This is a genomic window from Dictyobacter alpinus, from assembly GCF_003967575.1.
GTDB lineage: Bacteria > Chloroflexota > Ktedonobacteria > Ktedonobacterales > Ktedonobacteraceae > Dictyobacter > Dictyobacter alpinus.
On record NZ_BIFT01000001.1, the window covers coordinates 299634 to 323020 of the forward strand.

General features: G+C 47.9%; 18 protein-coding genes. 6 read left to right on the top strand and 12 right to left on the bottom strand.

Going from position 1 to position 23387, the window contains the following annotated elements:
* Positions 1-245 precede the first annotated feature (245 nt).
* Positions 246-1658, top strand: coding sequence for a nicotinate phosphoribosyltransferase (gene pncB / locus EL633_RS01170; protein ID WP_161981850.1), 1413 nt, complete (start codon positions 246-248; stop codon positions 1656-1658).
* A 219-nt stretch (positions 1659-1877) separates the two neighbouring features.
* Entirely contained in the window at positions 1878-2714 is an 837-nt protein-coding gene (locus tag EL633_RS01175) for a hypothetical protein (protein WP_126625441.1), read from the top strand.
* Here the strand turns inward: EL633_RS01175 and EL633_RS01180 are convergent.
* The 8 genes from EL633_RS01180 to EL633_RS01210 form a co-directional block, all read right to left on the bottom strand.
* Positions 2667-3443 carry a CPBP family intramembrane glutamic endopeptidase gene (locus EL633_RS01180; protein ID WP_126625442.1) on the bottom strand — a complete coding sequence of 259 codons (777 nt, stop codon included), beginning with the start codon at positions 3441-3443 and terminating at the stop codon, positions 2667-2669. The two genes, EL633_RS01175 and EL633_RS01180, sit on opposite strands and share 48 nt — an antisense overlap.
* Positions 3444-3538: 95 nt before the next feature.
* Positions 3539-3700: a hypothetical protein gene (locus tag EL633_RS36420; protein WP_161981851.1), complete on the bottom strand. Its 162-nt coding sequence runs from the start codon at positions 3698-3700 to the stop codon at positions 3539-3541.
* Positions 3701-4447: 747 nt separating this feature from the next.
* Positions 4448-4909 carry a nucleoside-diphosphate kinase gene (ndk, locus tag EL633_RS01185; RefSeq protein ID WP_126625443.1) on the bottom strand — a complete coding sequence of 154 codons (462 nt, stop codon included), beginning with the start codon at positions 4907-4909 and terminating at the stop codon, positions 4448-4450.
* 26 nt (positions 4910-4935) lie between these two features.
* Entirely contained in the window at positions 4936-5283 is a 348-nt protein-coding gene (locus tag EL633_RS01190; RefSeq protein ID WP_126625444.1) for a roadblock/LC7 domain-containing protein, read from the bottom strand.
* Positions 5284-5332: 49 nt separating this feature from the next.
* Positions 5333-9112 carry a tetratricopeptide repeat protein gene (locus tag EL633_RS01195; protein WP_161981852.1) on the bottom strand — a complete coding sequence of 1260 codons (3780 nt, stop codon included), beginning with the start codon at positions 9110-9112 and terminating at the stop codon, positions 5333-5335.
* A gap of 23 nt (positions 9113-9135) precedes the next feature.
* Entirely contained in the window at positions 9136-10404 is a 1269-nt protein-coding gene (locus EL633_RS01200) for a M16 family metallopeptidase (RefSeq protein WP_161981853.1), read from the bottom strand.
* A gap of 317 nt (positions 10405-10721) precedes the next feature.
* Complete coding sequence (locus EL633_RS01205) at positions 10722-11564, bottom strand: zinc ribbon domain-containing protein (RefSeq protein WP_126625447.1); 843 nt, start codon at positions 11562-11564, stop codon at positions 10722-10724.
* A gap of 212 nt (positions 11565-11776) precedes the next feature.
* Positions 11777-13873 (bottom strand): alpha-ketoacid dehydrogenase subunit alpha/beta, encoded by a 2097-nt coding sequence (locus EL633_RS01210; RefSeq protein ID WP_126625448.1) that lies wholly within the window; start codon positions 13871-13873, stop codon positions 11777-11779.
* A 547-nt stretch (positions 13874-14420) separates the two neighbouring features.
* Between EL633_RS01210 and EL633_RS01215 the strand changes: the two genes are divergently transcribed.
* The 3 genes from EL633_RS01215 to EL633_RS01225 all read left to right on the top strand — a co-directional run bounded on the left by EL633_RS01215 (position 14421) and on the right by EL633_RS01225 (position 18474).
* Positions 14421-15401, top strand: a complete 981-nt coding sequence (locus tag EL633_RS01215; RefSeq protein WP_126625449.1) for a thiamine pyrophosphate-dependent dehydrogenase E1 component subunit alpha — start codon at positions 14421-14423, stop codon at positions 15399-15401.
* A gap of 18 nt (positions 15402-15419) precedes the next feature.
* The gene (locus EL633_RS01220) at positions 15420-16082 is read left to right on the top strand and encodes an NUDIX hydrolase (protein WP_126625450.1); all 663 of its coding nucleotides are present in this window, start codon (positions 15420-15422) and stop codon (positions 16080-16082) included.
* Positions 16083-16458: 376 nt separating this feature from the next.
* Entirely contained in the window at positions 16459-18474 is a 2016-nt protein-coding gene (locus tag EL633_RS01225) for a beta-galactosidase (protein ID WP_126625451.1), read from the top strand.
* 138 nt (positions 18475-18612) lie between these two features.
* Here the strand turns inward: EL633_RS01225 and EL633_RS01230 are convergent, their stop codons facing one another.
* From EL633_RS01230 to EL633_RS01245, 4 genes are all read right to left on the bottom strand, one after another.
* Positions 18613-19446 carry an SDR family oxidoreductase gene (locus EL633_RS01230; RefSeq protein WP_126625452.1) on the bottom strand — a complete coding sequence of 278 codons (834 nt, stop codon included), beginning with the start codon at positions 19444-19446 and terminating at the stop codon, positions 18613-18615.
* Positions 19447-19524: 78 nt separating this feature from the next.
* Positions 19525-20922: a mercuric reductase gene (locus EL633_RS01235; RefSeq protein WP_126625453.1), complete on the bottom strand. Its 1398-nt coding sequence runs from the start codon at positions 20920-20922 to the stop codon at positions 19525-19527.
* A gap of 102 nt (positions 20923-21024) precedes the next feature.
* Positions 21025-21492, bottom strand: a complete 468-nt coding sequence (locus tag EL633_RS01240; protein ID WP_246039064.1) for an NUDIX domain-containing protein — start codon at positions 21490-21492, stop codon at positions 21025-21027.
* A gap of 57 nt (positions 21493-21549) precedes the next feature.
* Positions 21550-22683 carry an amidohydrolase family protein gene (locus tag EL633_RS01245; protein ID WP_126625455.1) on the bottom strand — a complete coding sequence of 378 codons (1134 nt, stop codon included), beginning with the start codon at positions 22681-22683 and terminating at the stop codon, positions 21550-21552.
* Between the two features lie 242 nt (positions 22684-22925).
* On the opposite strand from EL633_RS01245, the gene EL633_RS01250 reads away from it, so the two are divergent.
* Positions 22926-23378, top strand: a complete 453-nt coding sequence (locus tag EL633_RS01250; RefSeq protein WP_126625456.1) for a hypothetical protein — start codon at positions 22926-22928, stop codon at positions 23376-23378.
* Positions 23379-23387 lie beyond the last annotated feature (9 nt).

Below are 23387 nucleotides of genomic sequence, written 5' to 3' on the forward strand. Positions count from 1 at the left end.
ATCAGCACGGCCCGTAAGCCTGTAGCAATTCCCGATCGTATCATCTATAAGAGCATTATAAAGACGTCAGCCATCAATTAAAAGGGTAGGCTGAGTATAAAAAAAACTCAATCATGCCTCCTTTGAAAACAGTTATTCGGGAAAGAAATCTACTTGCGCTAGTATGATACAATAATATCACCTGTATAGATATTGTAAAAAATACACTAAGTCAATTGGCGCTAGCGGAAGAAAGGGAGATGTTTATGAATCGTCGTACCCCTAGTTTACACCCGGGATTAATGACCGATATGTATCACCCGGACTCAGCATACGTCTCATGGCGTAGCGGTCAGAATGGCATGACCACCTTTGATCTCTACACGAGAAAAGCTCCTTTTGGGGGCGCTTATCTGCTGGTAGCGGGCATTGAGGCGGCGATTGAGTTTGCCCAATCTTTCCGCTATACAGATGATGAATTGAAATTTCTGGCTCACATTCGGGATTATGATACCGCATTCCTGGATGAACTGGCAGGGCTGCGTTTTACCGGCGATATTCTGGCGATGCCCGAAGGTAGCATTGCCTTTCCCCATGAACCAATTTTGCGCGTGACCGCTCCGTTCCGTGAGGCTCTACTACTGGAAGCAGGTCTGCTACAGGCAGTTGGACTCTCAACATTAATCGCAACCAAGGCTTCACGCATCGTCTATGCAGCCGAACAAGGGCACCCTCGGCGTATTGCTGAATTTGCCTTTCGCCGTGCGCAAGAACCAATGACTGTCGCCAGAGCGGCCTATATAGGTGGTTGCTCAAGCACCTCCCTCCTCAATGCCGCCTATGAATATCGTCTGCCTGCCACTGGCACTGTACCACACGCATTGATTGAGATGTATCCGACGGAGCTAGAAGCTTTTGAGGCGATCGCAGAAGCATATAATCGCTATACGCTCTTGTTAGACACTTATGATGTACGACGAGCAATTCTTACGGCCATTGAGGTTGGACTACGTTCACAAGAAACCCTTGGTCACACCCTGGCGGCCGTACGGCTGGATAGTGGAGACCTGGTAGCTGATACTATTTATGTGCGTGAACAATTGGATAAAGCAGGACTTCACAGTGTACGCATTCTGGCCAGTGGCGACCTGGATGAATGGAAGATTCAGGAAATCTTGCAAGCTGGCGCAGCTATTGATTCCTTTGGAGTTGGGACGGCGCTGGGCAGTGGGGCCGGATCGGTCGAACGTCAGGTTGAGGGTGGCTCGTTGGGAACTGTCTATAAAGAAGCCTGGTATGTTGACGAACTAGGTACCGAGTATCCCAAAATAAAAATAGCCGGTGCAAAAAGCACATGGCCAGGAAAGAAAGAGATCTATCGGCATCCAAATTGGGAGGAGGATGTAATCCAACTGGCCCATGAACCACGACCAGATAGCTATCACCGCCTCCTCAAGCCTATCATGCGCAATGGCGACGTCGTCCCTGGTAGCCTGCCTCCCCTTTCAGAAATCCGTGAACTAGCCCAATACAACCTTAACTTGCTACCAGAACATTATCGCCAGTTGACGGTTGAAAGTCCTTATCCAGTCCGCTTCAGTGAAGGTATTCAATCGTTGCGCAAACAAGCCTTCGATATGGTTGGAGGAGCCAACCTCAATAAAGATAACCTGATATAGCTGCCTCTTTTACACACAACATGTCCAGCAAACATCAGCATATGAGACGAAAGCCTTTCACTTTTATAGTAGAGTGAAAGGCTTTCGTCTCATATCAGCTCCATCATAACTTCATCGAACGAAAAAAGCTTGGTATCTCTGACTAGATATGTGCCTTGCAGGCTGCTTTGTCCGTTACAAAAGTAGGTATCAAAAATTTTTTATAAAGGCAGCTTTTTTGTGACAGATACAAATTTACGTTATTCAGCACAATCGGATACTCGTTCAACCAGCTTGATCTGGACGCCACCATTTCTACTGTTTTTTGCCGCGTTACTCGGCCTGGGACTTGGCATTGCCAGTCTGGTAACCCATATCTGGCTCAATAGCGGCATCTACTCAGTAGAGCAGATAGGCATGGCTTATAGCGTCATTCTCATGGCTGCCTGGCTGGTAGTCCTTCTTTATGCACGCTCATGGTGGACCCGCGGTGGGGCAATCTTCGGATGTGTGTGGGCACTCTGCATGCTTGGCCAGTTCTGGCTGAGTAGACATGGTAGCAGCGCACAGGACGCAATTATAATTCAAATGCGTGCTACAGCAAATAGTGTGTTGCTGGCCAGCGTACTCTGCCTCTCAATAGCGCGCATCCGTCTTAAACTCTGGGACGCAATCCTGCTATGGTCCTTACTACTGGTATTCTGCGCATATCTCGCTTATAGTTATCTTAAAGTGCCGGCCCATGAAAGTTCATTACTCTTCATTGAAGGAAAAATTATCTCTTTAGCCCTTTATCTAAGTGTGGCCGTCTGGTGGTTACGCCCTTCCTGCTGGCGCGATCAGCCTGGACCAACCTTCCTCTTTGGCCTGGCACCAATCATTCTTTTTTTCCTGATCAGATCAGGTAGCCTCAACACTGAACAAAACGTCTTCTTCTTACAGGTGTTTTTCCTTTGCTTGCTGTTGGGCGCTATTCGTATCCTACAAGGAGAAAAGCAAGCAAACAGCAAAGCAAAGGTCGTAGAAGACTTATCTGTTAAGCCCGTTGAGAGCCAGGATGATGAGGACCGCGCTTAAACCATTGTTGAGGAAGTGCAAGAAAAAGCCTGGCCAGTAAGATCTGGTCCATAACCGTAATAAAGCCAGCGCCACACCGATGAAAAACAACACGGGAAATGAGGCCGGATCCCCATGGGCAACGCCAAAAATCAAGGCGCTCATGATTACAGCCACCCACAGCTGCATACCATTCTTAAGTCCCATAAAAGAAAAGCTACGAAAGAATATCTCCTCACAAAAAGGCGCGATACAAACGGCAGTAAAAAGTGAGACATAGGTTGTAATGGGAGCAACCTTCGCGCGATGAAGAACAAGCTGATCATTTGTTTGTAAATGCAAATGAAAGGTCGTAATCAGAAATGAATAGATCTGATTAAGTAAAATAATCAGGATGAGCAAAGCAAGCACAAGCAGCAGAGTAAGTCCAACATTAAAGCCCCTGAAGCCCAGTAACTCCCAGACAGAGCGTTGGTCGTGAATAGTAGCCTGCCTGGAACGTCTGGCATAATAAAAAGGAGCGACCAGAAAACCGCTGTAAACCACCAATGAGAAAATCAAGGTCACAATGGCATTGCTGATATCTACCTGTGATGCAAGCGGCCGCGCAGAGGTATCTATAGTATTTGTGTTACCACTCAAGAAAGTAGTAAGTGCCGTAAAAGCAATCCATGGGACCAGCGTAAAAAATATACCATTAAAGGTCTGCTGTGTGGTCCAGGGAACGCTATCAAACTTCTGTTTCAGCAAGGGATTACTCCAGTTTTTTCATCAGCTATTATAACATCATATTTCTTCCTTTGTCTGCAGGATCACAGCACAGAAGAGATGCACCAGATTTTTTACTAACTACTCAAGGTAGGCAGCATCTCCATTGAACCACCATTACCAATTAACTGCAACTCCAAATTTGGCAGCATAATTGACAGCATAGAGCTTGAATTTGTGCGCACAAAAGAGGGCAGATGCGGATATTCCAGATCGACCTCTACGCACGGTGTAGCCACCAAAACGCGCCCCATGAGCGTCAGGAAAATACACAATATGGTATACTAGGTGCAACATCGTTTTCACATATAGCAAGTCATAAATAGTTAGGAAGGATACCTGGTTGTCAGGGACAATAGAAACTCATCCAGAAGAAAATTCAAACTGGCGCAGGCACAAAAATGCTTGTCCGTTCTATCGGGAGCGTTGGTTCCCATGTAACGATGTTTCAGGTGAACCAATGTATCAGGTGTTTTGTCTTAAAGGCACTCCTCCTGAGACGACAGAGGAGCAGGAAAAATGTTTCCGTAGCAAATCTTGCTGCTGGAGATTAGCCAAAGGTAAAAAGCAGGATCAGCAGGAAACAGCCAAAGAACCAGTTACGTCGGCTCGGGCGGCCTCACACTAGGCACAATATACACATGTCGGATCGCCGATACCCATCCACGATCAATGTCCACTAACACACATGTGTCCATCCCGGTCCTTAAATAAAATATATCCAACAACGAATAATTTAGCTTCATCCTCACATATAGTAGATACTGACATTGTTGTGTTCACTTTACCCGCAGTACCGGGTAGTCGTAATAGAACTACACGGTTCCTCAGGTGTTTGCGCCTCTGAGGATCTTGTATTGATGAATCAGGCTTGTCTATCAGCATCTATGGAGAGAGGTTGTAGACGTCACGATCAAACATAAAAAAGCGGAGAGGCCCGATCAGCATAACTGATCGGGCCTCTCCGCTTTACTCAATAAATGAGATTAACGCTCGCTGGAATTATAAACATAATCCTGCAAGGTATCATTGTACTCAAAAAGCTCTTCTGACTTGAAGAAGCGAGGAACTTCAACCAGAGCGGTCTCCAGTGAGTCGGAGCAGTGAATCAGGTTAGCCTGTACGCTCATAGCAAACTCACCACGAATGGTACCAGGGGTAGCCTCGCGAGAATTGGTCACACCTGCCAGCAAACGCACGGCGTCCACACACTTGTAGCCCTCAACACAGATAGCGACAACTGGTGTGCGCTGCATGAAGGATTTCACCTCTGGAAAGAAAGAGCGTCCCACCAGATGGCTGTAGTGCTCATCCAGCAACTCGCTGGACAGACTCATCAGCTTCAAACCAACAAGCTTGAGGCCTTTGCGCTCAAGGCGAGAAATAATTTCACCGACGAGATCTCTCTGTACTGCATCGGGTTTAAGCAAAATTAATGTACGTTCCATAACGCTACAAAACTCCTTGTATCTATTTAATAACTGGCAACCAATTGGATAAGTTGCCGGCAGGCCTTTTTCATCTCTACACGAACACGTCCAAGATTTCCTGCACCCTGGGTTGTTACAATGAGGATCAGGTCACCTGCTTCTTCCATTTGGATTGTACCAGTTTTTGTTTCAACAATCACGTGCCTCGCCTCACTATTATGTACCTGGGCAGTTAAATCGCCAATGGAGCCAAAGGCGGCGGCGGCCATTGCACCAATAACTTCCTCGTCTTCACTATGTAGTATGCCAGAGACAATCAGACCATCTTTTCCAACAAGAATCGCATCATGTACTTCTTCGAGGTCTGTTAACCGCTGCAAAATGGTTTCCACTCAATGACTCCTTCTCTTAATGGATAATGTATGTATCACACTACCCCTCTTAGCCCTTTGACTTTTTGGCCATTGTCAACGCTTTATTATATGCTTCCATTGCCTGTAAGTATTCTCCCTGGCGCATATATGCATCACCAAGGACACGATAGCCGGCTGAATAATTGGGAGCTAACTTCAACAGAGCACGAACATTACTGACGACCTCTCCCAGCAATTCAGGAGCGTTTCTGATAATAATCCGATACTCTTGCATGGCATTATCAAAATCGCCAATCAGTTGTGCTTGATACCCTCTAAGCAGGCGCTCACGCTGGCTCACATTGCTACCAGTATCAGCCTGACGCTGGCTCGCTCTTTCTCCATTACGACTGCGATTGACTGCGGCAACCCCGGGATCGCGAGCCACGGTGGTACGTTGCTGCATTGGCTGTAAGCGCACCGCCGGTCGTCTCATTGTAGTCTCTAGTTCATTATCAAGCAAGGGATTAGCGCGTGCGGCCGGAACCTGAGGAGGCACTGCGGCCATTTTATTCGATGCGCTAAAGGTTGGCTCTACCTGCGCAGGTAGTTCAGCTGGAATATTTTCCGGCTCAGGACCTTTTATAGGAACCTGCGCGACTGGCTGTTCAACAGGTCCTTCAGCCATCGCTGATTCGGTTGCCTGTCTTCCTGTATCTGAAGTCGCGGGAACAGAGGGAACCGGACTCAGGGCCGCTAGCCATGAAGGTTCAACAACTGGTTGCTGTTCAGGGCTAGCTTCAACTCCTCGCGATTGTGGCTCCTCCGTTGCGCGCGCCGCTGGAACAGTACTCAATGCAGCTAACCATGCAGGCTCAGCGACTGGTTGCTCCTCCGCATTGGATGTAGTAGCTTGACTTTGTGGCTGTTCGGCTGCCTGACCAGTTGGAGTCGCCGGATGAGGAAAGAAATTCCCTAATTCGGCCAGGGCAGATGACAGTGAAGGCTCAGGACCCACTCCTGATTCGGTTGCCTGTTTCGTTTCAGCCTCAGGAACAAATGACTGCTCTTGCGCTTGCGCGATGTCTGCCAGAGAATTAGGCTCCAACGGTGTAAATCCACGCGATAACAATTTCTGTTCCAAATCCTCAAGGGTGGTCAAGAGATTCTGCTCTGCTTTCTCTTGCTGATTATCAGCTTGAGGCATAGCAGCTTCTGTAGAGGGCGCATTTTGAACAGATTCGGTGCCAGACTGATTATTACCTGCCAGTTGCGCTAACCAATCATAATCAATAGCTTGCGACTGCAATTGCTGATTCAACTTTGCCCATGGATCGTCAGCAGTTGGTGGAACATCTATCGGTAAAGCTTGATTGAATTGTGGCTGTTCAGGCTGGGCTAAAACCTCCGGCTCCTGAACTGACGACGCATTATCGTTCCAGGCTGGCTCTGACTGCTGAGAAGACGGCGTAGCAAGTGACGCTGCCCAATCATCATATTCCTGATTAGAAGATGATGTAGAACTACTCTCACTCAACTGTTGCATCCAGGAAGGTTGCTCTGAATTTCCGGCATTAGCATTCGCTTGCGACGATGAGGACCAGTAATCCTGACTCTCCTGTTGCTGCTGAGGAAGATCAGTCCAGGAGGGACTGACATTCTGCTGCGGCTGTGCATAAGCAGCTTGCCATGCCAGCCAGGGATCATTCTCCTGATCTGCCTGATTGGTGACAGAAGGCGTCAGTTCTTGCTGCGGCTGCTGATCCCCAGGTTGCGTCCAAGCAGGACTGTTCGTGGCATTTTCTTCAGCCTGTGGTTGTTCCCATGCTGATACACTATTTTTCGCTGACTGTGGAGCAGGCTCAAGCAACCAGGAAGGATCATAAAAAGCCTGGGCCTTCGGTTGTTCTGATTTCTCAGCCGGCTGACTCCATGATGTACCACTACTGGCTTTTGGTTGCTCAGGCGTTGTCTGCAACTGCTCCCAGGCCACATCATCCACCTTCTGTTGCGCTCCTGATGGTTGAGCTGACTGCTCCCAGGCAGTACCACTGCTGGTTTTCGGTTGCTCAGGCGTTGTCTGCGACTGTTCCCAGGATGCTCCACTTGCCTTTTGTTGCGCAAGCGGTTCAGATTCCTCGGTAAGCTTAAAGAATTCGCCAGTGCCATCCAGCGAGGCGGCACCCAACGATTTCAACCAATCGGGACCAAAGAAAGACTCCTCATCAGCATCGTCAGAATTGCCATCTCCATCAGACTGCATCATACGTGCCCAGTCTGGCATAACCTCTGGCTCGGGCTTCTCTGGCTCTGGCAAGGTTGGCTGCTGTACCGGTGGTTGAATAGGAACCTGAGAGATTGGCTGTTGCACGGGTGCTTGAGAAACCGGGCTAATAGTAAAGGGATCAGGCAATGTAGCTGGTTGCTCAACTGGTGACTGATCCTGCAAAGGCTGCTTCTCATTATTCGTCAACTGGCTCAACCAGTCAGGAGTAGCGCTGTTGTCTTTCGTCTGTTCTGGAATGTCAAAAGACCACGATTGATCATTGAACTGTTCAGATGAGTCATTTGAAGCCAGACCAGCACCGGAAGGACTTTGTACAGAATTTTCAGGCTCATGAGAGGGTAGCACAAAGTTATCTGTCCCCGACCAGGAAGTAGGGTTAGCATTTGCCAGGCCTGGATCTGATGCCTGACGCACAACATCAGGACTAATACTATTCAAGGCATTCTGCAAGAGTTGCCACGGCTCTGACTGGTTCGATGTGCCATTAGATACGCCTTGCGCAGGCTCATTCAAACCACTTTCCGCAGCACGCCAGGAATCACTACTCCAGGACGAAGAACGCGCATCCGTGCTACTCACCATCCCAGCATCACCAGGAGTAAGTCCCTCGGACATCCAGGAGGGTTTACTATCTTTTGCTGCTGGCTCGTTCGAACGTGATTTTAATAATGTCTCATCATTATTCCAACCAGCATTACTACCCCACGAGGACAATGCATCTGCTGAAATCGGGGCGCCTGCAGCATTTAGCTGATTGAGTACGCCACTATTTTGAGATGATGCTACTTTTGTAGCTTGCTCCGCAGTACCTAATGTGGCTGGCGATTTTCTCAACAGCTTCAGGAAAGGATCATTTGGAGAGCGTGTTAGATGATCCGCGAATAAATCATGGGCCATCACCAGATCAGGATCCAAAGCCTCAACACGCTTAATTAACTCTTTAGAGCGAAACATATCCTGAGGGGCTGTTACAAAAGCCAGAATAAGCAATGCTTTTAAGCATCCTGGCACATCATGCAGAATCTGTTCCGCAATCTGCGCTGCACGATCATATAATCCTTGTCTCCAATAGACCTCAAGCAGACCAGTGCGAGCATCTAAACGGTCAGGAGATATAGCAAGCACAGTATCCCATTCCTGAGATGCTTGAGCCAGTAGATCACCACGCATATAGAGGCGGGCCAGGCCTGCACGCGAGAACATAAAGCCCGGTTGGCCCACCTTCTCGCTTAAGTGATTAAAAGCCTGACGAATCTGTCCATTACCACGACTCAGCTCATATGCCTGCTGATAACAATCTAAAGCTGTATCATAATCAGACATACGCTCGCTCACAAGCGCACGACTACAATAGGCAATGACATTTTCAGGATCATTTGTCAGTATCCAATCAAAGGATTGCTGCGCATCTTCTAATTTATCTTGAGCCAAATATACTTCACCTAGAAGACGCTGCGCCTCAAGTGATTCCGGAAAAAAGGCCAGGACATACTGACAGCTGGCAAGAGCCTCATCGACGCGTTTGGAACTAATAGCGTCTTCCGTCTCTTGCAGATAATTCCGAAGCGTTATTTGTGCCATAAAACTTGGTCTCCTCTTCCCGCCTACGCACCTGCGAGCAACTGTTCGAATTGAATTGCCCGATGGGGTGAATCCGGGCCAATGATAGCCAGACGACGCCATTCAGGAGCAAAGCAGTTCCGCGCTACACGCTGTATATCTTCTACAGTGACAGCATCCACCTTTGCAATGACCTCGTCCACGTCCCACACGCGGTTATAGAGGCACTCCTGACTTCCTAACCAGGAAGCCATTTGCTGCGTTCCTTCTAAACCAAGGAAAATACCACCCCTGACATAGGCTTTGATCCGCTCCAATTCATCTGTTGGGACGGGCTCCTCACATAATCGAGTAAACTCTGCAATGATCGCACGAATGGTATCTGATGTCCGAGCAGGATCAACACCTGCGCTTACCACCAGACTCCCTGTCTCATAATAACTATTGACATAACTACCAATATCATATGCCAGACTCTGATCTTCCCGGATCGATTGAAACAGGCGCGAGCTCATTCCATCACCGAGAATACCATTAATAAGAAGCAAGGGGTAATAGTCCTGAGATGCGTATGCAGTTCCAAGCGTTGCCAGGCAAATATTTGTCTGTTCCGTATCTTTTTGAATCATACGCACAGGAGATACATCACGGGGGGGAAAGCATTCACTCCAATGAGGGTGATTTGCGGGTTCCCAGTCATCAAATAACCGCTTCACCTGCTCGATAACCTGCTCATGATCAATATTTCCGGCCACACTAAGCACCAGAGAATTTGGTCGATAGTAGGTACCCATATAGTCTAACATTTGTTGATGTTGGAGGCGCGACACTATCTCTACTGTTCCAGCGTCATCTCGACCTAGCGGTAAATCTGGCCACATAGCCTCATCAACTAAGAGATTGACCCACTCCTGAGGATCATCCTGAGTGGAATTCAATTCCTCAATAATCACGCCCCGCTCTTTTTCTACTTCAGCCGGGTCAAAAAGCGGATGACGGATCATATCAGCCATTGTCTGTAAAACTATTGGTAGATATTCGCCTGGAACTCGAGCTGTATAGCTTGTCAACTCTTTTCCCGTGCTGCCGTTAAAGTTTCCACCCACCCCTTCGATCGCTTCAGAAATTGCCTTTGCACTCGGATACTGCCGAGAACCTTTAAAAAGCATATGCTCAATAAAATGAGAGACGCCTGAAACAGCATCCGACTCATAACGAGAGCCTACATTAAAAAAGAAAGCAATACTTGCAGAACGCATACCAGGCATGTGTGTAGTCAGTAGGCGTAATCCGTTATGTAATGTTGTTCGCACGTAATTCATTTGATAATTGGGCACAGAGCCTCATTCATACGTGGAACGAGCGCCCCGATCTCCTTATAGTACCTGATCAAAAATAACTGATACAATTTCCAAAAGTGTAGCTGTCTATTGATTTCCTGCATACAAAAATGAGTTTACTCGCCGTATTATAGACCGTTTGGCAGGTAGCCGCAACAGAAGACAGGAGGAATAGGAAGAAAAGACGGAAGTTCCAACCTGAAATCAAGCAATGTGAATAGGCATAAAGGGTAAAGTGGAAAGGCGTAGATAGGGCAATTTTCTTCATGCCCCATCTACGAGGAATGCGATTAAATCAAGCCGATATCATCGGCAAGTTTGCCCAGACCTCCTAGCAATCCCTCATCCTCATTATGGCGGTGATGATGACGGCCACCAAAGCCGATATTATCTTCGATCTGATTTTCTATACCGCGCATTAACATCTCACCACCCAGCACAGCCGCAGCTCCACCGAGGGCCCCTATGGCATATTTGCCTCCATCTCCCTGTAAGAAGCCTCCCATTCCACCCTGCTGTCCCTGAACGGGCATATTGGCAGGCATTGGTACGACGCCAGCCAGATTCGTCCGACAACTTGTGCAGCTAGTTGAACCAAGTGGTGCCATCGCCATACACGTTGGGCAACGCAAAACCATCTGTTGCTGTCCCACCATCGGCTGTTGATAATTAGCCGGACCATATTGTGGCTGAGCGTAGGGTTGCGCATACTGAGATGGCTGCTGCTGATAGGCAGGAGTTGGCACATTCAGTCCTGCTTGATTGCTGAGAGGTGTACCACACCCTCCACAAAAACGCATATTGGCTGCATTCTGGCGACCACATTGTGAGCACTGTAGTCCGGCTGGCGCACGCATATCATGTCCACACTGCGTGCAAAAGGCAGTTGCCGCGTCTACCTGGGTGTGACAGGCTGGACACGAGCGCATCTCGACAGATGGCACTGGCAGTACATTCAACGCGGTTCCACAATGCATGCAAAAGGCCGCATCGGACCTTACTTCGCCCTGACACTGAGGGCAGAGTCGCGTATAAGATGGTGACGTGATTGGAGCCGCCTTTACAGCGGTTCCACATTGAGGACAAAATTTTTTACCGGTGACTGTATTTCCACAGACTGTACAGGTGGCCATTCCGCGCCTCCTCAAACATAGAACATCGTATTTGTCGTATATGTATATAAACGCAGTGTAGCATAGTTTTTTCAATCAGTCGAGCTAAACATATTCGATTAGCGAAAGGTCACCTTTCAACTCACAATCTATCCACAGCCTTCCCTACAACAAACGAGGGCCGTCTATCCTGGCGAGATAGACGGCCCTCGTTATATGCAACCTGACGTGCTTTATTCAGCCAACAAATCGTTGATGCGGGCTTCAATAGTAACCGCGGAAGGATAGAAACCTTCTTCCTCAGTTCCACTATAGGGAGCAGGTGGGGCAGGTACAGCCGAGAGGAATACTGGTGTACCATCCAGATCATAGAAACAGTTCTGTACAATCCAGGAGTGCAGGTGACGTCCAAAGCTGGTCAGGTCGATCTCTTCTGTGACCACCATCACACGGTTTGCCTCTTTAACGGCGGCAGCAACAGCTTCTTCGTCAAAAGGCGCCAGGGTACGTAAATCCACCACCTCAATCGAGATTCCGGTACGATTGATGACATTGACGGCTGCAGAACAGGCTTCCAATACCATCGTTCCCCAGGCGATTATCGCCAGGCTAACCGGTCCGGTACCCAGGCGTAAACGCCGTGCTTTACCGATCGGCAACGTGTAGTAGCCTTCAGGCACATTCCAGTATTCAGCCATTTCAGGAATAATTTTTCCCTGGGCATCCTTGGGAGGCTCGGAACGATACAACCGTCCGCGCTCCAGGAAGGTGACTGGCGATTGGGCACGGGCAGCCTCTAATAACAGGCCTTTAGCATCAAAAGGCGAAGCGGGACAGATGGTAATCATACCCGGGATGGTTGTAAACCATTGCTCACCTGTATTTGAATGCCCATAGGCACCACCACCAACAGAACTACTTGAGATAGGACCACCACCGCCACTACCAGATTTCGTGCGAATCAGCAGCGGATCATTCCATTTACCATTGGTCTGATAAAAGAAACGTGCTGCCAGCCTGATTGACTGCGTGGCTGATTGGTGATAATCCACAAACTGGATCTCGGCACAGCGCGCCTTACCATCACGTAAACCTGCACCTGCCACGATACCAATGATCATCTGTTCATTGAGAGGACTACTGATAGCTCGTCCTGGCAGTTGCGACACCAGGGAAGCGGTTGCGCCAAAGACGCCACCTTTGGGGCTTCCCACATCCTGTCCATAGACAAAGAAGCCTGGATCTCGTTGCGCCAGCTCGACCAGAGCTTCATTGATCGCTCCCAGCATGGTTAGTGTACGGCGCGTTCCACGCGGCGTATTCTCGCGCCACTCAGGAACACTCAGCACATGCTCTAACACACGATCCGCAGTTGGCTCAGGCTCGGTGAGCACTTCTTGCTCAACCTTCTCCAGTTGCGCACGAATCTCCTTGCGTATGCGTTCAATATCGCCTTCTTGCAGGAGATTTTTCTCAACAAGCCAGAGGCCAAAGTTCTTCACGGCATCTTTGGTGGCTGCAGTCTGCGCAATCTCTTCTTTCGTGCGATAGGATCGAATGTCAGTACTGCTGGAATGGGCATCTAAAAGTCCCAGGCGTAAATGCAGCAAAGCAGGTCCCTGACCCGAGCGAATATGCTCTACCAGACGGCAGGTCGTCTCATACGTTGCCATGACATCAGAGCCATCCACCTCTTCAGCGTAGACATTGCCCGCATTGGACCAATCTACGAGCGAACCGGACCATTGATTGCCACCAGGCTGGGTGATAGCCCAACCGTTATCCTCAACAACGATTAAAATAGGGAGACGATGAATGCCTGCTTGCCGAAACAACACAGAAAAATCATTTGTAGCTGCTCCACCATCACCCATGGAGCATAAAATTAATGTAGTGCTCTTCTCTTGCTTAAGCGAGAAACCAACACCACCTGCAAACGGGGCCAGACCAGCAACCTCACTGACAGACGGAAGAATTTTGTATTCTTTACTGGCATAATGAGATGGCATATTACGGCCAGCATTCATCGGCCCGGTTATACGTGAATAGGCCTCTTGAATGGGTCCATGGATATCTCCAGTTCGTTGTAACCAGGCGGCTAAATCACGATAATATAGCGCGAGCCAATCATTCTCATCCAGTGCTGCAACTACCGCGGCCATTACTTCATGGCCGGCACAACCAATATAAAAAGGGAAACGTCCCTGAGTCTTACGAGTTTTTAGCAAATCGTTCGTGACTCTGGCGGTAACCATGGTGCGGTAGAGAGCAACAACATCCAGCGACCCTGCTGGTGTCTCTGTCTGTGTAGCTCGAAGATTAATTGTCATTTTTGTACTAATGCCTCCACATAGTTGTCTGCATTGACGCTGTAGGCTTCATCGATACTCCAGTATAATATAAATCACAACACCATTATAATGTTTGATGCCTTTGAAAAGCAATCACTAGTTATTTGTCACTATTCAGGTTTAGTTAATGCCTGATAATCTTTCGCAAAAAAGGCGTTATAAACAGGGAGGCGCAGGACATTCCCTTCGCGACTTCACGCCTGATTTTGTGCGTCTTTGGCGTGCAAACAGTTTTAAATGTGATGTGCGATTGTGCACAAAGTGCACAATCGCACATCACATTTAAAAGAAGCATGGGTGCTTTAGCACCCGAGTGTGGCTGGCTGCACGTTCCCAATGAGGGTAGGAGTCTCACATACTGTTATGAATTTGTGGCCCCCTTCAGACGTAAAACATGAGGGTAGACATTCTCGACCATTGGACACTATAATGAGTCTAACTATTTTTTCATCGGAACATGTCTCACCAGAGAAATACTGGTCGATGGCAGAGAAGGTCATGAGTACCCAAAGAGATGTATCAGTAAATGATGAGCACAGCTCCATCCTCAGCCATTTTACGAGATATTTATGCAAAGATGCTCTTAACGCGCATCGTCGATGATCGCGTCTGGAGGTTATATGCACAGGGATACATCGATTTTGTTACTAGCAGCCATGGGCACGAAGCAGCACAGGTTGGAAGCGCCATCTGTATAGAGGTAGGGAAAGATTTTACTCTTCCATACTACCGTGACCAGGGCGTCGTTCTAACGATTGGGATGACTCCCTATGAGGTGTTTCGAACCTGCTTACATTCACAACGCCTGCAACAAAAAGGCCAACCTGGAAGTACAAAGATGCCTATCCAACATTGGGGCTATCAAAAGCATAACACAATCACCAGTCCTGTTCCTGTGGCCACTCAATTGTTACATGCTGCTGGCATCGCTTTCGCTAGCAAATTGCGCAAAGCAGCTGTTGTAACGGTAGCCTATTGCGGCGATGATGCCACTAATGAGCCTGATTTCGCGGAAAGCCTGAACTTCGCTGCTAACCATAGCCTGCCCATTGTCTTTATCTGTGAACAGGATTGTACTCCATTCCTGGCTCACGATAGCTTTGCTACCTCACTTCCTCCCTCTTGTATGCCCAGGGATGCATTACCAGCTGGCATGGCCTATCAACGTATTGATGGCACAGACGTGACTGCCGTCTATACCGCGATGTGCCAGGCAATGTTGAATGCACGTGAGGGACGTGGACCGACATTTCTGGAAATGGCACTTGCCCGCTCGCAACCCACTGTACTCCTCCCTTATAGCGGAGATCCCTCCACTATGGTACAGTATGCGCCTCCACCATCCAATGCAGGAAAGCTCTTTGATCCTCTGGTGCGATGTCGGCACAGCTTACAAGAGCAAGGCATCTGGGATGATGAGTGGGCCAACCAACTTTCTACACGCATGATGACCGAAGTTGAGCGCGCACTCCAAGATGCGCTACGCGACACACTCCAGTCAAAATGAGAAAGCCGAGCAGAGGATATGACATTTTCACGCCTGGAAAGCATTGATGTGAGACATCTCACCACAAACCAACCCTTCTGCGCGGGAGTAATTCTCTTGCAGCAAGGTCAACTGGTTGTCAGCCTCAATGCTGACTATCTTCCCTCTGAAGGGGGAAATAAAACGGCCGCATACCGCATCAGGGGTGTAGGGGGAGATCAGGTGCCAGGGGAGACGATCTGGCAGTGTGCTTTACGTGAGGCAAAAGCAAAACTACAGGTGGAGCTCACTTTATTGCCTTCACCCGCTACATATTTTCATGAAATTGATACCGGAGAGCAATATCCAGTCAATTGCACCGATACGATAGCTCCTTTTTTGCTTGAACGTCAGAGCAACCTTTATCCATACACACCGATGCATCCCGGATTACCCGCTGGTCCCTATACTTACTTCAGCTTGTTTCTCGCTCAAACCGTACATCCTCTTACTCAGCCCGGCACAGTTGCTGGACTATTGTTTATTCAGCCCCACCTCTGGCCTATCTTACAACAACAACCAACCTTAGAAACCCTCCTCCAACACGGAGCCACCATCATGGAAAACACCAGACTGGTCCGCGAACACCGCATCTGGGTGCATCCATGGGAGTCTTTTACTTTAGCTGCAACTTTGTTACAAAGACATCCTGAACTATTATAGTGAGGGCATAAGCACGCGGAATTTCAGTGCCCATACTTCTTTTAGCATGGTGTGTGGGAATAGTGCGCATCGAGCACTATTCCCACACACCATGCGAAGAATTTTTGCTCCTACAGCTTGCAAAACCAGAAAGAAAGGCTTCAATGAGCGCAAATGCTGTACACAGACTAAATCAGGCACAATTTCCTGCATTACAGAATCGGAGGTGGATAGAATTTGATATAATAGGATACATATGTCACTGGCAATAAAAAGTGCCTGTAAATTCTAATCGACATATACCATACAAATCACCCCCATTCATCTAATAATACATGTCTGTTATAGATGATATTAGATAAGGGTATCAATCACTTTTACGAGGAAGTAGGAAGCTATGCAACATCCATTGCCCGGCCATATCTTATATGGTGGCGACTATAATCCTGAACAATGGTCTGAAGACGTCTGGCTGGAAGATATGCGCTTAATGAAACTGGCCAACGTGAATATGGTTTCGATAAATATTTTTTCCTGGGCTTTATTGGAACCAAAACCTGGCCACTATCACTTTGAGCAACTTGATCGTATTATGGATCTGTTGCATGAGCATGGGATCGCTGCTGACCTTGCTACGGCGACTGCATCTCCGCCTACATGGATGAGCCGCCTCTATCCTTCCATGTTGCCTGTAACACGTGAGGGCATACGTATGTCTCATGGCTCACGTCAACATTATTGTCCCAATAGCCCGGATTTTCGTCGCAAAAGCGCTGAACTGGTACAGTTGCTGGCTGAGCGCTATGCCAAACATCCGGCGCTGAAGATGTGGCATCTCAATAATGAGTATGGTTGCCACACAGCACAATGCTATTGTGATAACTGCGCGGAAGCTTTCCGCGTCTGGCTACAAGAACGCTATAATTCGCTGGAAGCGGTCAATGCGACCTGGGGCACGAATTTCTGGAGCCAGCGCTACTATGAGTGGGAAGATATCCTCCCCCCACGAATCACCCCAGCCCAGAACAATCCTGGCCAGACACTTGATTACTGGCGTTTTATGAACGACTCACTACTCGGTTGCTATCGTATTGAAGAAGATATTCTACGCGCGGTTACCCCCAATGTTCCGTTGACGACCAATCTGATGGTTGCTTTCAAGCCGGTTGATGTATACGATTGGGCCAAACAGATGGATATCGTCTCCTTTGACATGTATCCAGCCCCTGGAACCCTTCCTTCCTGGAATGCCCTGCAGCATGATCTGATGCGTTCAGCAAAAGAGGGTCAGCCGCATCTGGTCATGGAGCAGAGTCCCAGTCAGGTCAACTGGCAGCCGCAGAATCCTCACAAGCGTCCAGGTCAGATGCGACTGCATTCTTTACAGGGTGTCGCACATGGTGCGGATGGTATTCTCTTCTTCCAGTGGCGTCAATCCAAAGCCGGCGCTGAAATGTTCCATAGTGCCGTAGTTACTCATGAAAGCAATGAACATAACCGCATTTTCCAACAGGCCGCACAGGTCGGTGCGGATCTGGCGCATCTATCACCAGTAGTTACTGGGGCCAGTACACAGGCCGATGTAGCTATTCTATTGGATTGGGAAAACTGGTGGGCGGTAGAATATCTGCCAGGACCCAGTGATCGACTTCGCTATATGGAAATGATTGGCCGCTATTACCATGCCTTCCATCAACAAAATGTTGGTATCGATATCGTCAAACCAGAAAGTGATCTGAGCAAGTATCGCGTCGTCGTCGCTCCACTGCTCCATATGCTACGTTCAGGCGTACCGCAGAATCTGGAGAACTTTGTCGATAAGGGCGGCACGTTGCTCACAACCTTCTTCAGTGGCATTGTTGATGAAAATGATCATGTTGGTCTGGATGGCTATCCAGCCCAGTTGCGCAAATTATTGGGCATTCATGTCGAGGAATTCGATCCTCTGACCCCGGCTATGACGAATACACTGGAAATCAAAGAAGGCTCACTGGCTGGCAGCTATCCTTGCGAACTGTGGGGAGAACTGATACATACAGAAGGGGCCCACACAATTGGTGTGTTTGGCTCTGACTACTATGCTCAACAGCCGGCCTTAACCGTCAACGCCTTCGGCGCAGGCCGCGCATACTATCTGGCCACACAGAGTACGCAAGAATTACTGGATAAGTTGGCTCAAGATCTCTGTCAACAGGCGAACGTTACAGCTGTTCTTCCCATCGATGGAGATATAGAGGTCGCACGGCGTATTACCAGCACTGGTGAGAGTGTCTACTTCCTGCTAAACCATACCCAGCAAGAACAGACAGTCACACTCCCACAGGGGAACTTCACCTCGATCCTGGATGAAAAAGCGGTCTCAGGCCAGCTTACCATTCCAGCAATAGATGTTATCGTCTTGAAAACACGCTAATCTGCCAAGAGTATAGAAAATAATGAGTTGTGAGGAATTGATGGGCCACCATGCCCTGTCAATTCCTCACAACTCATACTGTTCGCTATGGGCGCAAGGTGTCAGAGAGAAACCCTGCTCATGGCATTATTGAAAAACTTACAGTTGATCACGATAATCATGCGCATAGTCTCGCACCGTCCGTGGCGGTCGCCCAAGCAACTGCGCTAGCTCGGGCGTCACTTTTTTAGCCAGACCAATTTTTGCCGTTAAATAAATCAACGACATGATCGTAACAAGCCCGGAAGGAATACCTTTGGCCAGTTCATGTTTGCGAAACTGCCGACCTGATGGATTAGCATAAGTGATTGGACGACCCAATTCCTGGGTTAAAATTTCAGCGACCTGATAATACGTCAATGCTTCACTACCAGTCAGTGTGTAGGCTTTGTTAAGATGGTTATCATCTAACAAACACAGCGCCCCCACTTCTCCAATATCCCTGGCATCAATAAAACTGGTACGCCCTTTGCCTGCGGGCACATAAATAATGTTCTCTTGCTTCAACTCCTGACCATGTTGGGCCTGTAAGTTCTGCAGAAAAAAACTTGGCCGTAGAAAAGTATAAGCGATACCAGAATCAAGTATATACTTTTCAATTTTGGCATGTGGGACTATTTTGTTACGTTCAACACCCATCAAGGATAGAAAGACGATATGTTTTACATGCTGTTGCTTCGCCGCGTTGAGAAAAGGTAAAAAATATTTTTTGGCATCCGCGATTTGTGGGGGGCGAATTAAAAATATTTTATCGACGCCTTCTAAGGCCGCTAGAAAAGTTTCCGGCTGCTCTAGATCCAGATAGGTTTTTGCTTCCCCTGCCTGCTCTGCATGACGGGTTGCTACCTTAAATGGCACCCCGCGAGCTTTAAGTGCATTAGCAACCTCACGGCCAACGTTACCCGTTGTGCCAGTGACCAATAAAGATGGCATATATCACTCCATGAATAGCCAAAATTCATGCAGTATTGGCTACTTTCGCAAGCTTATACTGCATGAATGTACTGATAATCAAGACTCAAAAGAGCCAAACAGGTTGTTCAAAGACTCAGCCAGGGTAGGATGCGCGAAAACGCCATCGCGCAAGGTGGTATAGGGTAGCTTGCCAAGCATAGCAATCTCTAGCATAGACATGATCTCGCCACCTTCTAATCCCAATATACAGGCACCTAAAATCTGATCGGTATCTGCATCCACGATGGCTTTCATGACACCACGAGGCTCATCTACTTCCAGGGCACGAGCCACATAGTTCATAGGCATTTTAGCGACCTTGATCTTGCGTCCCTGCTGGCGGGCCTCAGTTTCTGAAATACCAACACGACCAAGTTGGGGATCAGTAAAGACGGTGTAAACCAGTGTCCTATTGGCAATACTGGCATTCCCATGTTCAATCAAATTGGTGCGAAGAATGCGAAAATCATCATATGAGATGTGGGTAAACGCTGGTCCACCCTTGATATCGCCCAGGGCATAGATGCCTGCTACATTAGTTTCCAGACGATCGTTAACCGTAATATATCCTTTTTTATCAGTGGCAATGCCTGCTACTTTCAGATTAAGGGTATCTGAGTTAGGAGTGCGGCCTGCCGCTGCCAGGAGGTGTGAACCACTAATAGTTCGCTCACCATCTGCTGTATGAAGCGTCAATTGAATCTGACCATCCGCAGCCTTTGCGACTTTGGTTGCAGAGGTTTCTAATAAAACCTCAACGCCATCTTCACGCAAAATTTTAATAACTTCGTCCGCAATATCAGCATCTTCCCGTGCCAGTAATTGCTTACCTCGCTGGATGATTGTGACCTGACTGCCAAAACGGCGGAACATCTGGCCAAACTCCAGTCCAACATAACCACCGCCCAATACCAGCAAATGTTCAGGTAGCTGATCCAACTCCATGATACTGGTCGAATTAAGAAATGGTACGTGTTCAATACCCTCTATAGTGGGGCTGGATGGACGTTCACCAACGTTCAAACAGATTGTTTTAGCACGTAACTGGCGCACTTCACCACTATGCAAACGAACCTCAATCAATTTCGGCTCAATAAAATATGCTTCGCCCATAAGCAGATCCACGTTTTCAGACTTTTCCAGGCGACTCTGGCTACCCTCGCGGAAACTATCTACGATATCACGTTTGCGCTTCCGAACTACCTCCATATCAACCTTTATCGGACCCGCGGTCTGCACACCATAATCAGCCGCACGTCTGGCAAGGTAGGCTACTCGTGCGCTGGCTACCATAGTTTTGGTTGGTGTACATCCCTCGTTAATACAGGTTCCCCCAACATGCGCGCGCTCAATAATTGCTGTCTTCTTCCCATCCTGACCAAAGGCGGTCGCCAATGGTCCACCCGCCTGACCTGATCCGATAATAATCACATCATATTCTGTTATGGTTGGCATCACATTTTACCCTTCTTCCATATAATTATTGTGATAGATGTGTCTTCATCATCACAACATCAACACGCCTCAATATTACAAAAGAGAGACAGGCAAGCAAGCCTACTCCAGCGTCTGGCGCTGGTCTTCTTCAGAAGAAGTCAACTGATTACGCAGTACCGCTCGCTCTTGATGGAGCAATGCATCCTCTACACGCTGCCGATGTTTGGGAAGAATATTGCTCGGCAGAGCTGTCGTCTCAAAATAGCGACACTCACTGGATTCTTCTGTCTCAATCAAAGCTCCTCCAATAACACGACAGCGAAAAGTCAGGACAAGTTCTTGCTTCTGCGGCTTTGAATACACACCCACCAGTTGTTCAACTTCAACCTTCAGGCCAGTCTCTTCGTCTACTTCACGACACACCGCCTCTTCAACCGTCTCACCTATTTCCATTCCACCTCCTGGCAAATTCCACCAGTCAATATCGCGACGCAAAGCTAATAGAATGCGTTCCTTATTAACATCCTTATCAAAAATGAGCGCCGAGACAGCTATACGAAAATTCCTTGTTGAGGAATCGGTCATCATACAAATTCTCCCCATCAGTATATAAAAAGCTTTGCTTACTCTCAAGAACATTGTCTATTAAAGTTGATATACCAGCAAGGCATTATCGTGTAAAATGAAACGTGCAAATAATTCAGCCTGTTCGTGATCTAATTCATCGGCGGCCAGCATTTCTTGCAACACTTGACCAATGATCACGCGCCCTCGAATTGCTCCAGCCCAATACATTTCTGGCACATGGATACCATCCGAACTATACATGATCTTACTGGCTGGTGCAATGCTAAGGGCCTGACGGGTAAAGGCAAGCATCTCCAGCTTGTCCAGCAATGGAATCGTATAAGATAAATCAAAGTATACATGCGGATAAATCGCCGCCAGATAGGCTCCAAACTGGCAATAAGGATAACTTTCATGTAACAAGATAATCGGCATATGGTGATAATCGCTGACCTCTAAAACCGCCCGCAGATGTAATGGATTACCCAGACGCATATCGGTATCGCTATCACCATATCCCGTATGAAACTGGATCGGTATGTGTTGCTGAGCCGCCTGCTGAAAGGCGCGGTGCAAGAGATAATCGATCAACGGCTTCTGCACCAGGCGCAGCTTGCCATTTCGCTGCACAATCGCACGCGCTTCCTGAAAGGCCTGGACAGCCTCATCCTTACTCCATGTACGAATCTCAAGCCCACAACGATACGCCACAATACTTTTTAAGGCACAGTATCCCTGAGCTTTGAGGTCAACAAGAGATAATTCAAAGCGTTCAACCAGCGCATCAAACTCAGTATTTTCAATGACCAGGCGCTCCATCAAGGTTTCTAAGCGCAACATACGCGCAGTACGACAACCCGCCGCCTGCTGAATAGCCTGAGGTGAAAAACAATCTTCCGGTGAAGGATGGCCTGTATCTAAGATAAGTGTTTCAATACCTGCTGCTCTGACCAGAAGCGCCAACAATTGCTCGGCAGACATACTATTATGTATACGAACAATTTCCTCCTCCGCGGCAGAACAAGCATAGACTTGCGCTAATTGGCGCAGGAGCCAGGTATAGTATATGCTGTGCTGCACATGCTTCTGAGCAAAGTCAGGATGCGTTGCTTCGGTAAAATAGCCCCGAAAATCAAGCACATTCATGTGCTGTTGGTTCAGTATGGGATGGCAATGGTTATCAATGATTGGAATACCACTCAGATCCAACATCTCTACCTCCTACCATTTCAATATGCATTCAAATTAAAAACTGTGGCTCGCATCCAACTCACAGACACGAAGTGCGCCAAAAGCTCCAGACTTATGAAAAAATATAGACAGCACTGGCCGTCTCTGCTAGTATATACTATAGCCTGCTTAAAACACTTTTAGAATATAAATACTGACAATAATGTAAAATTCAAAACCTTTCGTTCGATGATGCAAGCTTAAAAATACGGAAAGGGCGCCAGATGCAACCACCGTTTCAGCAGCCTCAGCAGCCAACCGGATATCAACAATGGCCAAATAATCAACCACCACAGGAATATACACCAAATAATCCACAATGGGGGGCTCAACCGCCACCGGCTGGCAATTATCAACAATGGCCAAATAATCAACCACCACAACCATTCTATGGCTATATAGACAATCGGCAGTACATAAATTTTACGACTAGCTATGTAACGCCAGCGGTTGTTACAATGCTTCTCTACTTCGTCTTCTGGCTACCTGGATTGATTGTTAATATTGTCTATTTTGTGCAAGCCAATGAGACCAAACGCCGTAACGGAGGCAGATCCCCTGAAGGCTATGGTTGCCTCTTATCACTCCTACTGGTATGGGTCCTTGTCCCCCTGGCCATCTGGGGAGGCATTTTTATGTTATCAATTTTTTCATTGCTACTGACTTCAACACATTAAAACCAGCCA